Source organism: Clostridium sp. AT4, assembly GCF_001517625.2.
In the GTDB taxonomy this organism is placed as follows: Bacteria; Bacillota; Clostridia; order Lachnospirales; family Lachnospiraceae; genus Enterocloster.
In genome coordinates this window covers 1,065,351-1,078,748 of record NZ_LN999828.1, presented here as the reverse complement: position 1 = coordinate 1,078,748, position 13,398 = coordinate 1,065,351, and the positions used below count along the sequence as shown (strand labels likewise).

General features: G+C 46.0%; 13 protein-coding genes and 1 pseudogene. All 14 read right to left on the bottom strand.

All coding sequences use genetic code 11. From position 1 onward, the window contains the following. Nucleotides 1–18: 18 nt before the first annotated feature. The 14 genes and pseudogenes from BN3656_RS11205 to BN3656_RS11130 all read right to left on the bottom strand — a co-directional run bounded on the left by BN3656_RS11205 (nucleotide 19) and on the right by BN3656_RS11130 (nucleotide 13,395). Complete coding sequence (locus tag BN3656_RS11205) at nucleotides 19–873, bottom strand: ParB/RepB/Spo0J family partition protein (protein WP_009320312.1); 855 nt, start codon at nucleotides 871–873, stop codon at nucleotides 19–21. Nucleotides 874–881: 8 nt separating this feature from the next. Then, nucleotides 882–1,847: a MobV family relaxase gene (mobV, locus tag BN3656_RS11200; RefSeq protein ID WP_001820668.1), complete on the bottom strand. Its 966-nt coding sequence runs from the start codon at nucleotides 1,845–1,847 to the stop codon at nucleotides 882–884. 529 nt (nucleotides 1,848–2,376) lie between these two features. Continuing rightward, nucleotides 2,377–3,402, bottom strand: coding sequence for an AAA family ATPase (locus BN3656_RS11195; RefSeq protein WP_009320313.1), 1,026 nt, complete (start codon nucleotides 3,400–3,402; stop codon nucleotides 2,377–2,379). Between the two features lie 154 nt (nucleotides 3,403–3,556). Further along, nucleotides 3,557–4,030 (bottom strand): sigma factor-like helix-turn-helix DNA-binding protein, encoded by a 474-nt coding sequence (locus tag BN3656_RS11190; protein ID WP_009320314.1) that lies wholly within the window; start codon nucleotides 4,028–4,030, stop codon nucleotides 3,557–3,559. A gap of 84 nt (nucleotides 4,031–4,114) precedes the next feature. Next, nucleotides 4,115–4,539: pseudogene (locus BN3656_RS11185) on the bottom strand (sigma-70 family RNA polymerase sigma factor). 94 nt (nucleotides 4,540–4,633) lie between these two features. Beyond that, entirely contained in the window at nucleotides 4,634–5,143 is a 510-nt protein-coding gene (locus tag BN3656_RS11180; protein WP_009320316.1) for a sigma-70 family RNA polymerase sigma factor, read from the bottom strand. Nucleotides 5,144–5,633: 490 nt separating this feature from the next. Further along, nucleotides 5,634–5,807, bottom strand: coding sequence for a cysteine-rich KTR domain-containing protein (locus tag BN3656_RS11165; protein WP_071705139.1), 174 nt, complete (start codon nucleotides 5,805–5,807; stop codon nucleotides 5,634–5,636). 51 nt (nucleotides 5,808–5,858) lie between these two features. Next, the gene (gene tet(O), locus BN3656_RS11160) at nucleotides 5,859–7,778 is read right to left on the bottom strand and encodes a tetracycline resistance ribosomal protection protein Tet(O) (protein ID WP_008976815.1); all 1,920 of its coding nucleotides are present in this window, start codon (nucleotides 7,776–7,778) and stop codon (nucleotides 5,859–5,861) included. Nucleotides 7,779–8,144: 366 nt separating this feature from the next. Continuing rightward, a complete protein-coding gene (locus BN3656_RS11155; RefSeq protein WP_001129922.1) occupies nucleotides 8,145–8,519 on the bottom strand; it encodes a TnpV protein in 375 nt (124 codons plus the stop codon). After that, nucleotides 8,500–9,501 (bottom strand): response regulator, encoded by a 1,002-nt coding sequence (locus BN3656_RS11150; RefSeq protein WP_066548055.1) that lies wholly within the window; start codon nucleotides 9,499–9,501, stop codon nucleotides 8,500–8,502. The genes BN3656_RS11155 and BN3656_RS11150 overlap by 20 nt, the downstream gene beginning before the upstream one ends. 27 nt (nucleotides 9,502–9,528) lie before the next feature. Then, complete coding sequence (locus tag BN3656_RS11145; protein WP_066548053.1) at nucleotides 9,529–11,295, bottom strand: sensor histidine kinase; 1,767 nt, start codon at nucleotides 11,293–11,295, stop codon at nucleotides 9,529–9,531. A 22-nt stretch (nucleotides 11,296–11,317) separates the two neighbouring features. Beyond that, nucleotides 11,318–11,941, bottom strand: a complete 624-nt coding sequence (locus BN3656_RS11140; protein ID WP_066548049.1) for a DUF4317 family protein — start codon at nucleotides 11,939–11,941, stop codon at nucleotides 11,318–11,320. Nucleotides 11,942–11,965: 24 nt separating this feature from the next. After that, a complete protein-coding gene (locus BN3656_RS11135) occupies nucleotides 11,966–12,412 on the bottom strand; it encodes a GNAT family N-acetyltransferase (RefSeq protein WP_066548047.1) in 447 nt (148 codons plus the stop codon). 2 nt (nucleotides 12,413–12,414) lie between these two features. Continuing rightward, complete coding sequence (locus tag BN3656_RS11130; protein WP_242962991.1) at nucleotides 12,415–13,395, bottom strand: DMT family transporter; 981 nt, start codon at nucleotides 13,393–13,395, stop codon at nucleotides 12,415–12,417. Nucleotides 13,396–13,398: the final 3 nt, after the last annotated feature.

Genomic DNA, 13,398 nt, shown 5'->3' with positions numbered 1-13,398 from the left:
CTTCCCGAAAAAAGAAGATTAGCGGCTGTCACGGTTGCGTTTCCTCTGCAACTCACGCTCCAAAAGTTTGATGATGGTTTCCTCCATCTGCTTCGGCGTTGTGTTCTTCGGAAAGTATTTTTTCAGCTTGCTTGTGTTGATTTTCAAGGTTTCTTTCTGATTTCCCTTTTCCTCCGTCATAATCGCAAATATCATATCCATGTCAAGCCGCCCACTCTGGCTTAGGCTTTTCATCCGCTGTGCCTGTGAGAGTGAGGGCGTTGCTTCTTCGCTCTCCATCGTGGCAAAGAGGTTTTCCTGCTCGTCTTTCTTCAAGAAGGACAGTTCCACCGCAGGCGTGAGGGCGATTTTCCCCTCGTCCACCATCTGCAAAATCGGCGGTATCAGTTCCGTCAGGCGGATAAAACGCTGCACGGTCATCCTGCCCACGCCGAAGCCCTGTGCCACCTTGTCGTCCGTCCGCAACTTCGTCACAACTTGTGACGAGGTTAAGTCTGTGCGGAAACCCTGCCGCTTCATGGCTTCGGATTTCATCTTGTAAGCAAACGCCCGCTCCGATGGCAGGATATTCTCACGCTGCAAATTGCTGTCTACAAGGGTGATGATGGCTCGGTCACGGTCTAAGGGCAGGACAAACGCAGGCACGGTATTTATCCCTGCAAGTTCAGAAGCACGGACACGCCGCTGTCCCGCAATCACTTCATAGCCGTTCCCGTCCTCTTTCGGGCGTGTGATTATCGGCGTGACAATGCCAAATTCCTTGATGCTTTCCGCTAACTCTGACAGTGTTTCATCTTCTGCCACATGAAACGGATTGTCGGGGAACGGGTACAAATCTTTGGTCTTTAACACCTTAAAATCCTGTTTCTTCATTCACATATCTACCTTTCTTTCGCTCTGCTTCTATGATTTTTCTGCAATTCTTCCAACACTTCGGGCGGTATTTTTGACAGCAGCCGCCCCATCTGCTCGTTGGTTCTCTGCAATTCAAATATCTTCTGATTCGCTTTCTGCACCTTTAGTTCCTGCTCGTACTTTTCATCACGCATACGCCCCGCATAGTCTGATTCCTGCCCAATTCTCTCTTTCAAACTGTCGATATACGCCTGCTGTTTCCCGATTTCCTTAGAGAATTTCTCCACGTCTGGCAGCCATGCAGAGAGTAAATCTAACGCTTTATCCCTTTTCTTCCCTGCGTTAAAGGCGTTGATGTCGGATAGGGCAGACACGATTTCTTCATACTGTTTATCAAGCCTACCGCCTAATTTATAGAGCCATGTGGGGACGTGTTTCCGCTTGGTTTCCATTGAGGACTGCCCCCGTTCAAGCTGATTCCACCGTGAGGACATCCGCTCATGGTAGGCGGTCTGCCACTCGGATAATGATTTCTGGTTGCCTAAGATAGCTTTCGCTGACAGCTTATTGTCTGGCGTAATCGGCACAAAGCAGAGGTGCATATGGGGCGTTCTCTCGTCCATATGGACGACAGCGGAGAGGATATTCTGCTTTCCAACACGCTCCGAAATGAAGTCAAGAGCCGTCTGGAAATACGCTTTTTGTTCTTCGGGCGGTAACTGGTTCATAAATTCTGGTGAAGCTGTGATGAGCGTTTCCACCATCATCACGCTGTCTTTCCTTGTCCTGCACCCCGCTTCGGCTACCATGCGGTTAATCTCTTTCTTGTAGGTGTACTTTGGTGGTGCTATGAGATGGTAATTGTTTTTAGAGCGTTCCATATCTATATCTGGGTTGCTTTTGTAGGCTTCTTTCTTCCGCTCGTTGTGGCGTTCACAAGCCGCAACGCCGCCCGCTTTTCGTTTCTGGAAACGCAGGATTGCATAAGGCATAGGCGGATTCCTCCTTTCTTTCGGCGGGTGACCGTCCTTTGGGGTGACAGCGGTGACGGTGGTGACAGCAGTTTTGGGATACCCCCTGCCGACTGCCGCAACTGTCACCCTCACCCCCTGCATGACGGTCATGTCGATGATGACGGTGTTTTTGGGATACCCCCCCCCCCTCGCAAGAGCCGTCACCGTCATGCCGCCATTCTTTTATCCGAAGCCGTAAGGCGTAGGATAGCAGGGCACAGCCCTGCCTTAAGGGAGTCCAGAGGGAACGTCTGGCACACGACTTTGCAGGGCAAAGTGTAGTGTGTTACACCCTGTAAACGCAGTCGGAAAAATCGGAATGATTTTTCTGACCGCAGGAGTGGTTTTACACGACCGAAAAGGGCGAGTAAATCTCACGCCTGCATTTTGCGTTTACGGGGTGTTCTCCCGTAGGGATGACAGCGGCAGGGTATCCTAAAATCACTGTCACCACCGTCACTGCTGTCACCCGCAGGGCAGAGCCGCCAGCTTTACATGGCTTTAAGCGTCAATGACAGTAACAGGGGGGTATCCTAATATCGCTGTCACCACCGTCACCGCTGTCACCCGCCCTCCTTGCAAGGGCAATCCGCCTGCCGTCTTTCCTGCGGCTGTACTGGTAGCAGATACGGTTCTCGCTTAAAAATGTGGTGCGGTATTCATTCAGCCATTTCGTAATCACCGTGGGTATGGTTTCCGTTTCCCCCATAGCGGCTAACAGTTCCGTTGCCGTGCCTATCCATTCTTCCTTATCCCTCATAAAATCCACCAACCGAAAAAGGACATCTGGTATCGTTTCTTTCGCAAGCTGCTCCTGCGTTTTCCGCTCCACAAGCTCCCAACGGCAATCACGGAAACGCAGCGTGTATTCCTGATAAGGCGTGTCCCTGCCCGTCACATACAGCTTGGCGGTGTCAGACGCACGTTTCTCCTTTTCCAGAACAAAGGTAGCGTCCGCACTCCCCGTTAATCCTGTCGTCCCAGACACCTTGTTGAACACGTCGCTGTCATTCTGCTTTCGGATGTGGTGTACGACAATGACCGCCAGAGAGTGCCTGTCGGCAAAGTCTTTGATGAGGGAGATGTCCCCATAGTCGCTTGCGTAGGCATTGTCTTTTGAAGCTGTACGGACTTTCTGCAAGGTATCAATCACAATGAGCCTGCTGTCTGGGTAATCTTTCAGATAATCCTCAAGCTGCACGATAAGACCGTCTGACAGCTTGCAGCTTGCCACGGCAAAGTGAAGCCGCCCGCTTGCTTCGTCCGTCAAGCGGAATAATCTGTCCTGTATGCGGCAGAACGTGTCCTCAAGGCAGAGGTAAAGCACGTCGCCCTCCATTGTCGGCATATCCCACAAGGGAAGTCCCTGCGACACGCATAGGCATAGCTTCAGCATGAGCCAGCTCTTGCCTATCTTCTGTGAGCCGCAGAACAGCGACAATCCTGTGGGGATAAGGCTGTCCACCACAAAGGACGGCTTCTCAAGCGGTTCATAAAGGAGCGTTTCGGCGTTGACTGTCTGTAACTTCTGCATGGCTTTCCTCCTTTCGGGCGGTGTCTTTGTTTTCGTTACACATAGGCGTTGACCTCCTTAGAAATAGATTTACTCCCACGAAAAAAAGTGAGAGTATGTAATGCCGCCAATCCCACACAAATAAAAAACAGATTTCTTTTTCGGGCGGTATCAGTCACGGTTGGAGATATTTCCTCATTTCCGCCTTTACTTTCTCCTTTGCAATCGCAACAGATTTCTGTATTGCTGAAGCGGTGCAATGCTCCATCGCAGCGATTTGGTAAAAATTGAAATCATGCTCGTAATAAAGCAGGAAACGCCGCCTTTGTATCTCTGGCAGGCTCTCAACCGCCTTACGGAGCGTTTCATTCCGTTCTTCTTCAATCATGCATTCATCAAGGCTCTTAGGCACACGCAACGCCCGTCTGTAAAGGGTTTCGTCCCATACCTCGTTAAACTCTCTGTGGCGTTGATTCCATTGCTGAAGGTTTCTGTTTTTCCGTTCCATCTGCCGAAACTCAAAGAAAAGATTCTCCGATACTTCCAGTTCATGGTGTTCCCCCTGCCCGTCCTTGAAGCTGATAAAATACCTTGTTCCGCTTTCCGTGGATTCCTCCCGAAGCGTGTACGCCTTAGCCTTATATGCCATCCCTCTGTCCTCCTGCCAAAAAATAAGCGGGGAGATTCCACTCCCCACCCAGTAGCCCGCAGGATAATGGGATGTATTAGACGCTTACAAAATTTTCCGCAGCTTCTTCCGAAGATGGTCTAACCTCGCATAGATGGCCCAGCCGTCAAATGCACAAGCGGGGCAATCTCCTTTGTGGAATACCCCTGCATTTTCAGCAGGACGATTTTCAAGGTACGCCCGTCTACTGTCACTAACAGTTGATAGAGATTTTCGCTCTCAATCTCGTCCAGTAACTCCGCAACCGTACCCACTTCCGCTTGCCGCTCCCTGTCTGCCATATCCTCAAGGTATTCCGCAACGTCATTCGTCCATCGGTAAAACCGCCTGTTGGAATTGAAGTCTGCCCTGTCCGCTATGCGTATCTGCTCAATGGTCGCTTCATCAACGCCGCACTCACGCAGCAGCTTTTCCTCCGCTTCTTTCCAGATACGCCATTTCCTGTCCTCCCGTCCGTGGTTGTATGCCATTCTTATTTCCTCCAATCAGAATTGATTGAGAGGGCAGAGAAAAGCCCCCTCATTTTCCCAAAGGAAAAAACAAGGGGGCTGAACGCCTTAAAATTTAATTTTCTATTATCTTTCTTAGTTTTATTAGGATTCTGGCTTTGCGTTTGTTCACAACGCTCTGGGTTATGCCGAACCTCGCCCCGACTTCACGCTCGGAAAGTCCGTCAAAAAAGATTGCCTGTATCAACTCCTGTTCACTATCCGACAGCAAAGGCAGGGCGGCTTTCAGCCTGTCCACCATAACCGCATTGACAACGGTTTCCGCAATGTCCGCCGCTTCATCAGCGATAAAGTCCAGAGGATTCCCCTCGCTGTCCGTAAATCCATCCAGAGAAAGCAGGCTGTTCTTCGTATCTAATTTTTGCAGATAACGCCACCGTTCCTTATCTCGGTAGAAGTCCGTGTATTGCTCCCTTACTACCTCAAGCAGACAGCCTTGAATGGGGATAAACAGCTTGTCCATATAGGTCTGGTCGGCTTGCCTGCGGCGGCAGAAGTCCGTGTAAGATAATTCCACATAACCGCCGCTTTCTTTGATATATACTTTTCTTGGTGCATACTTCACCGTAAGTACCTCCTATCTGAATTTTTGAAATTCTTAAAATCCAGATGGAGAGGCGGAGAACGGCAACGCACATCAGAAACACCCCTGCGGCGCTTTCCAACAAAAATCGACAAAAGAAAAACCGCAAAGGCTCTGTGACCTTTACGGTTATGGGAAATAATAATTCTGTTGTATGGAGATTCTACTTCTACCTTCATGGTGAGAAGTCCCGTTGCACTGACAGAAATTTTTTTAAGGGGTTTTCTGCCTTTCCCCGATGTGCTATGTATGAATAAACTTTATTTCGTGTGAGCAGATAGATAACTGCCCGAAAAAAGAACATAAAAAAATCCCTCCAAATTTAAAAACAAATTCAGAGGGTAATTTAGGGTATAACAAAATAACCCACCCGAATATCGTTTTTTTTATTTGGTGAGTTTGTTCTTTCAAATACGAAACAAAAAGAGCCGATGATTCGTGAATTGTTCCACAATTTCATCGGCTCTGCGTCTTAAGCGTCTGGCTCTTTGATGACAGTTATCTTCAAGTTGTCAACTTTAATCAATCTTTCCTGTCTGCATTTTGGACAATAAAGGGGATAATTCTTCAAAACAGTGTCCTTCCTAATTTTATTACGGGTTTTGCTCCCACAAACAGGACACAATATCCATTCGCATTTCATCATAATTAGTCTCTAATCCTTTCAAATCTCATTTTATATGACTTTTGCAAGCTGTTAAGCTAACTTGTGGAACATATGCCGAACCTTATCTATACGGCTATTCGGGCGGCGGGGTTGGCAAATAAATTTACCAATAGCTGGCTGGTATCCTTTTAACTCTGTCAAGCAGACTCCCTGCCCATTTGTGAAATAAGTTAAATCGTTCCTGTATTCTTGAATACATCTGGCAGGGATTTCTCCTTTCAGAATGACCTCGTCATTCTTTATCTGAGTACTTACAATATCTGCACAATACCTTGGAGCATCATGATACGCCCGTGAGAGATATTCCTGCGGTGCATAAATTTCAAAGTGGAGATATGGCTCTAATAGTTCTGTCCCTGCTTTTTTTAAAGCCTGCTCCAATACGATAGGGGAAAGCAGCCGAAAGTCTGCGGGGGTACTTACAGGACTATAATACAATCCATATTCAAAACAGATTTTACAGTCTGTCACTTTCCATCCATACAGCCCCTGCTCGCAGCCATAAAGAACCCCCTCCATAACCGCATTTTGGAACGATTGGTTTAAATATCCAAGTGAAACTCTGCTTTCATACTGCACTCCGCTTCCAATAGGGAGCGGCTCTATGGACAACCCGACAGAAGCCCAGAAAGGATTTGGCGGGACTTCTATGTGGATGGTATATTCTGCTTTTCTAAGCGGTCTTTCCATATATATAACAGTAGGCTCTTTTATTTCTGCCTCCACATGATATTTTTCCTCAAGGATGGCACAAATGACTTCCATCTGCACATTCCCCAAAAAAGAAAGTATAATCTCATGCGTTGTAGTATCCACATAATATTTTAAAAGAGGGTCGCCATCTGAAATTTCTGTAAGTGCCCCAAGCAATATTTCCCGCTGTTCAGATTTCTTTACTGCAATCGTTGTTTGGAGCATAGGGAGAGGATTTTCAATAAATTTTCTCTGCGGCAACAGTATTTCGTTCCCCAAAATACTGTTTAGCTGCAAAACATCATTTGGTAAAATTACAATATCACCAGAGCAGGCTGTATCGGATGAATATAATTCACCGTTTGTCGGAACACACATCTCTGTGATTTTTATTTTCTCTTTTTCAGATATTCTAATAACATCCCTCAAATGCAATGTTCCGCTATATATACGCACATAAACAAAACGCCGCCTTTTCTCTGAATATTCAATCTTGAAAACCTGCCCGCATAGTTCAGATTGACCTTCAGGCGTTGATGAATAAAACTTACTGGCAATCACTTCTATAAGCTGCCGAATCCCCAGATTGTTTTTAGCGCTTCCGTGATAAACGGGAAATAACGTTCCGTTTTGGAATCTCCTGTTTTCTTCCTGTTCCAGTTCTGACATTTTAAACGGTTTCCCTGACATATATTTCTCTAATAGTTCATCGTTTCCCATAATTACCGCATCCCACTGTTCCATATCGTCATTGTCCGTTACATTTATATGGGGATGCTGCCCAACCTTTTGCTTCACTATAATTTCCGAAGAAAGCTTTGCTTTCATTTCCCGATATACCATTGGCAAATCAATCCCCTCTTGGTCAATTTTATTGATGAAAAAAATTGTCGGAATCTTCATTGTCTGTAGTGCATGAAACAGTATACGGGTCTGTGCCTGTATGCCATCCTTTGCAGAAACTAATAATACTGCTCCGTCTAATACGGATAAAGAACGGTATACTTCCGCCAAAAAATCCATATGGCCTGGTGTATCTATAATGTTGACTTTTACATCCCCCCACTGAAAAGATGTCACTGCTGTCTGGATAGTGATTCCCCTTTGACGCTCCAAATTCATTGTATCTGTCCTTGTTGTGCCTTCATCTACGCTCCCTAGTTCTGCAATTGCACCACTGGTATACAATAAACTTTCCGTTAATGTTGTCTTTCCTGCGTCAACGTGAGCCAGAATGCCTAAGTTAATTATTTTCATGTGATTTTCCTCCTATCAACACCCAAAAAAGGGCATAAAAATACCCAGTGATAAATACTCCTATCACTGGGTAAATAACTCCAATAGCCCCAAAACACTTATATGTTTTCGGGCATATAAAATTACATGATAAAAGTATTCTTAAACTGGGTACAAAAAACTAAGCCCCATATTAAAAGTGAAACGGGACTGCTACTTTTTGTTCCCACTATCAAATTGACAGTTTATTTAAGAATACCTTGCCGCATATTTATTAACTCCTTGTATAATACTGAATCTAATTATATTCCTTAACCCTTTATTTGTCAAGCTGACAAACTAAAGCAGAAAAAGCGGCAGGATTTCCCCCTGCCACTAATCATCTGTTTATGCAAAAATAATTTCCTTTTCCACAATCTCCCTCGCACAAGCCCTTATGTTATTGAGGCATCCTGTCCATTCTAAGGCGTTTTCTGCCTTTAGCTGTTCCGTTATGCCCTGTGCCTGTTTCATACCCTCTATGAGCCTTTCAAAGCGTTCCTGTGCCTGTCTGTTGATGTCGGCAAGGTAGGCGTTTAGCCTGCCGCTTGTAAGAAGATTGGTGTATGTAACTTTACGGTACTGTTTTAGATAATCTAAATGCCGTTGCCCCCAGATGCCTATTGCCTGTTCTTCTTCGGCGGGTACAGTTAAGCACGGTATCAAATAATCCCCTTGCCTTTCGTATTTGCCGCCCAGTTCCTCAAATAATGATTTTGCCATTGTCTGTTACCTCCACATTCTTTTTTATTTTGAATGTCCGCAAAATCCGTCCTACATCTGTTTCACACTGTCTGGAATAAAAGACTACCGGATCTCCGGAATGGCCGAAATAATAGCTGGTAGCGCTCATGGCCTCATAGAGCAGGGCCGGAAATTCACGCAGGCTTTCCTTTCTGGTGCTGACTGCCACGGATACCGGCACCTCAAAGTAATCCTTTACCACAGACCGGATTTTTTCGCCCAGACTTCGGATGACCGTCTGATAATTTTCCACTCCTGCAGCAGACAGTACAAGCACCAGGCTGTCCAGCTCCCGGCGCACCAGACAGCTGCTGTCGAAATAACCTCCTGTCATCTGACCGATAATATTTTCTGCAAAGGAAATCACTTTTTTCTGGTCTTCTCGGGTAAATCCCTCCGAAAAACCCTCAAACCCGTAATTGAAGCTGATAATCACAAGCACTGGCTCCTTAAGCGTCTCCTCTGCCTCCTTAAACCCTTCTGCGGGCTCATCTCCGACCAGAAGCTGCTCGATCAAACGGCGGATCCGGTCTGCTTTGGAGGGAAAGCCCGGGGACGCTTTTTCATTTGCAAGCCGTGTCAATTCGCAGCGCTCTTTTGCAAGCTTTAAAGCCTCTGAAAGTTTCTCCTCTGTCAGTTCCATTTTTACCAGATATTCTACGGCTCCTAAAGACAGCGCCTGACGAGCCAGGTTAAATTCCTCCAGATTGGTGAGAATGATAAAAACAATATCATCCCAGCCCCGTTCCTTTACAGCCTTCATAAAGGAGATTCCATCCATTCCCGGCATCTTAATATCTGTGATCACAATATCCGGTCTCTGTTCCTCCATCAGCTTTAAGGCCTGTTGTCCGTTCCCTGCCTTTCCGGCGATCACACACTCCTGCTTTTCCCAGTCTAAAAGAGAGGCGATTCCTGCAAGAATCAGCGGCTCATCATCCACAATCATAATCTGATACATTCCTCTTCCCCCTGTTGCATTTATATTTTAAAATTCCAGCGGCATGGTAACGGTAATTTCCGTAAATTTTCCCTCTGTGCTGTCAATCATCAGGCCATAGGACTCCCCATAATTTAACTTGATCCGGCGGTCTACGTTGGGAAGCCCGATCCCGCTCATGGAATTTCCCTTTACTTTTTCTGTATTCTCAAGAAGTGTTTTTAACCGTTCCTCTGGAATCCCCACACCGTTATCCCACACGGTAAGAACCAGCATATCCTCTTGTCTGGATGCCCGGATTTTGATAATTCCATGACGGCCCTTTGGTTCAATCCCGTTGAAAATAGCATTTTCCACCAGAGGCTGCAGTGTCAGCTTAATCACCTTTGCTTCATAAAGCCCGGGATCATCCACCTGTATTTCCAGATCAAACAGCTCCACATACTTTACCTTTTCGATGGTTACATAGTCATTTAAAAATTCCAGTTCTTTTTTCAGAGTCACTTTTTCATTAAAGCCTTTTGCCATGTTTTTAAGAAGGCCTGATAAGGCGGTCACCATTTTTACAATGCCGCTGTTTTTCTGGATCACTGCGATCCAGCGGATGGAATCCAGCGTGTTGTAAAGAAAATGAGGATTGATCTGGGCCTGGAGCATCTTAAGTTCTAAATCTCCCTTTTCTTTTTCTGCCTTCAGCTGCTGATCCATCAGTTCTTTGATCCGCAGAGCCATATCATTTACCACACAGCCTACACGGCCGATTTCATCCTCGCCTTCTATCGAATCGTCCCTGATAAAATTTCCCGCCGCAATGGTTTCAATGTGAGCAGTCAGGCGGTCAATAGGCTTTTTTATCTGCTTTGTAATCCGCGCGGATAACAGAAGTCCAAAAATCAAACAGGCCAAAAACATGATCACTACAGTCTGTACAATCATCATCCGGTCATTGGAAAGCTCATCTAAGGGCATGGTTTCATATACCATGATCCCGCTTTTATCATAAATCTCATATGTTACTAGACTGTCTTTCCCATGAACCTTCATTTCCAGCAGCCCTTTATCCTTTTTCTGCTCCTGAAGACTGCGGATAATCCGGTCATTTTCCTCTCTGTGTTCCCCCGGTTCTTCAATAGAAGCAATCCGGTCTCCGGCCGCAGTTACGATCACCGTTTCCTGTCCGTTTGCCGTGTCCAAAAGCATATCCTTAAAGAGATCCGTAGAAAGACACAGCACCGCCCAGCCGCCGGAGCCAGAATGCTCCAGCTTCCTGGCAATTGGAAGGATATTTCCCTCATACTGGGAAAATGGAGATGATTCCAGATCCAGCTGATAACGGTCCATGGTTTTTTCAAGCTCCCGATCCAGCCAGCCGCTCTCTATGATCCCCTGTGCATCATCTGTGCTTCCAAATGAAGATCCCGTCTGAACCAGATTCCCCTGATCGTCAAAGACAGACAGCTTTACAATATAGTTTCCGTACTCTGTAATCGCACAGTAATCTCTTATAAGCTCCGCATAATCCAGTCCGAGTTTTCTGGCTCCTGAGGTATGTCCTCCGTTGATTCCGGACAGATCAAAGGTTTTCCGCTCTGTACAGTTTAAGATAATATTGAGCATTTCCTCATATGCCAGCCGGCTTCGGTAGGAAATACTTTCTACATGGTGTTTCTGAGAATTTTTTGCCACCTCCAGAGTTTTCTGGTTCGCAGTTATGTAGGTACAGATACTTACAAAGGTTGCAATCAGGCATATGATCAGAAAATGATAGCGCATCAGCTGAACGCGCAGTGTTTTGGTTCGGATATATTTTTTCATGGTTTTGTTTCCTTTTTCATTTTCATCCCTTTAAAAACCACTCTGTAAGCTCCCTGTGAGGCCGGTTCGGATCCTTTTCAAAGAGATTTACAAAATTCAGGGCGGCGCCCCGCTCTTTAAAAGCCGGGTATAAAAAGCCAAACTCCGGCTCTCCCGGCTCATATTCTCCGGTTAAAGGGCTGATAGCGCAGATCAGGTATTCGTACACCTCTTCAGAACCTTCCATCCACGCTTTATCCAGCCCTTTTACCGGCACATCGTATCGGCCATGAAAAAGGAAGCAGGACCATGGACCGTCCGGACGGTATTTCTCTCCTAAAATCTCATAAAACAGATCCGTATAGGCGTCATTTTTCATGCCGCATTCCTTAATGGCGCTTAAAAGCTGCCACAATCCTCCCGGCCGTCTGGCTTCTTTGGTAAGCGTATATTCCTTTAGCAGAGAATTTGTCTCAGAAAAAAGCACAGTCTTGGCGATGGAAAGGTTCTTTTTCCTCTCCGGTACGGAAAGCTTTAAGAAATTGATATTAAAGGTACCGTCCACATAGCCCTCTGCATCAAAGTACGCTCCGGCAATCCGGCCCACAGAAGAACGCTCCGGCGTTAGCCTGCGGGTCAGCTCCAGCATATCATTTCGGTCAATCATCCTGTTTCTTCCTCCCCTTTGTTTTTAAAGCTTAAGCTGGAAGTAAATCATGTCGTCCAGCTGTTTTCCTCCCTCATAAATCGGATGGTCATAGTGATCCATGAAAAAATGCGGAATCACAGATCCCCGTATAAAGCCGCAGTGCTCGTAAAACGGCACTGTAAGAGGGCTGTCTCCCGTTCCTGCCTGAAGGGTATGGAACTGATTTTTATATTTCTGACAGATAAAACGGATCAGCCTGCGCCCATATCCCTTTTTCTGGCACACCGGCTCCACCGCGATGTTTTTAAGCTCTAATACCCCATCTCCCTCATCTGTCACTACACAGAGAGCCATCCCTAAGGGCGTTTTTAAAACATACATATCTCCGCGTTCCAGATACCGGTCAATCATTTCTTCTTTCTCATCCCCCAGAAGCAAAAGCTCTAAATACTTCTTTTTGTTTTCTGTAATATTTATTATCTCTTCCAAATTTATTTTCCTTCCGTTCCGTCTTTTTTTTCCGGCTTTTCCGATGTATTTACAACAAAAATTCCAAGACTTACCAAAATCAGCGCTGCCAGTACATTCCATGATAAAGCCTGGCTGCTTTCCCCTAAAAAAACGGCTGACAGCAAAACTCCAAAGACCGGGATCATAAAGCCAAAAACAGTTACACGGCTGACCGGATTGTATTTTAAAAGAATACTCCAAAGCGTATAGGCCACAGCAGAGATCAGCCCCAAATACAGAAGAAGAACCACAGCTTCAGCTCCTGCCATAAGATCAACTCTTCCTCCGCAGCCAAGTCCGATCAAGATCAAAATGATCCCTCCCATGGTAAACTGATATCCGCTTAAAACAACTACGTCATACTGTTTGGAGTAGCGTTTTACCAATGCGCCGGATAAAGCATAAAAAATCTGTGCAATAAATACAAAGCCTTCTCCCCGGAAGGATACATCAAACAGCCCTTCGGATGTCTGTCCGGAAAGGTTGACCAATACAATGCCTGCCAGTCCAAACAAGCAGCCAAGCAGCTTTCTTCCTGTAAGCTGTTCATATCCAAACAGAAGGCAGGCGATCAGGATTGAAAGAAATACATTGGTACCTGTTATGATCGCCCCATGAACCCCTGTTACATAAACCAGCCCCATATAAAAGAAGTAATACTGGAGCACCGTCTGACATAGGCAGAGCTTTAAAATGCAGCTTCCTGCTCCCGCCGGAGGCAGGATCAGCCTCTTTTTTTGTATACAGTAAAAGCCGATCACCATCAATCCGGCAAGCAAAAAGCGAAGTCCGGCAAACACGATAATACTCCATGAATCCGTACCTTCGATGTGGAATTGTTCATAGCCGATCTTTATGGCTGGAGTGGCGCTTCCCCACAAAAAGGTACAGACGACAGCCAGGCAGATCATCACCGGAAGCCGGGACAGGGTTGTATCTTTATGATTTTTTGTCTCTTCCATTTT

What these genes read in the sequence shown, in the direction of transcription:
- BN3656_RS11205 (WP_009320312.1), bottom strand. Translation starts at nt 873, where the DNA reads ATGAAGAAACAGGATTTTAAGGTGTTAAAGACCAAAGATTTGTACCCG.
- mobV (WP_001820668.1), bottom strand. Translation starts at nt 1,847, where the DNA reads ATGCCTTATGCAATCCTGCGTTTCCAGAAACGAAAAGCGGGCGGCGTT.
- BN3656_RS11195 (WP_009320313.1), bottom strand. Translation starts at nt 3,402, where the DNA reads ATGCAGAAGTTACAGACAGTCAACGCCGAAACGCTCCTTTATGAACCG.
- BN3656_RS11190 (WP_009320314.1), bottom strand. Translation starts at nt 4,030, where the DNA reads ATGGCATATAAGGCTAAGGCGTACACGCTTCGGGAGGAATCCACGGAA.
- BN3656_RS11165 (WP_071705139.1), bottom strand. Translation starts at nt 5,807, where the DNA reads ATGATGAAATGCGAATGGATATTGTGTCCTGTTTGTGGGAGCAAAACC.
- BN3656_RS11155 (WP_001129922.1), bottom strand. Translation starts at nt 8,519, where the DNA reads ATGGCAAAATCATTATTTGAGGAACTGGGCGGCAAATACGAAAGGCAA.
- BN3656_RS11150 (WP_066548055.1), bottom strand. Translation starts at nt 9,501, where the DNA reads ATGTATCAGATTATGATTGTGGATGATGAGCCGCTGATTCTTGCAGGA.
- BN3656_RS11145 (WP_066548053.1), bottom strand. Translation starts at nt 11,295, where the DNA reads ATGAAAAAATATATCCGAACCAAAACACTGCGCGTTCAGCTGATGCGC.
- BN3656_RS11140 (WP_066548049.1), bottom strand. Translation starts at nt 11,941, where the DNA reads ATGATTGACCGAAATGATATGCTGGAGCTGACCCGCAGGCTAACGCCG.
- BN3656_RS11130 (WP_242962991.1), bottom strand. Translation starts at nt 13,395, where the DNA reads ATGGAAGAGACAAAAAATCATAAAGATACAACCCTGTCCCGGCTTCCG.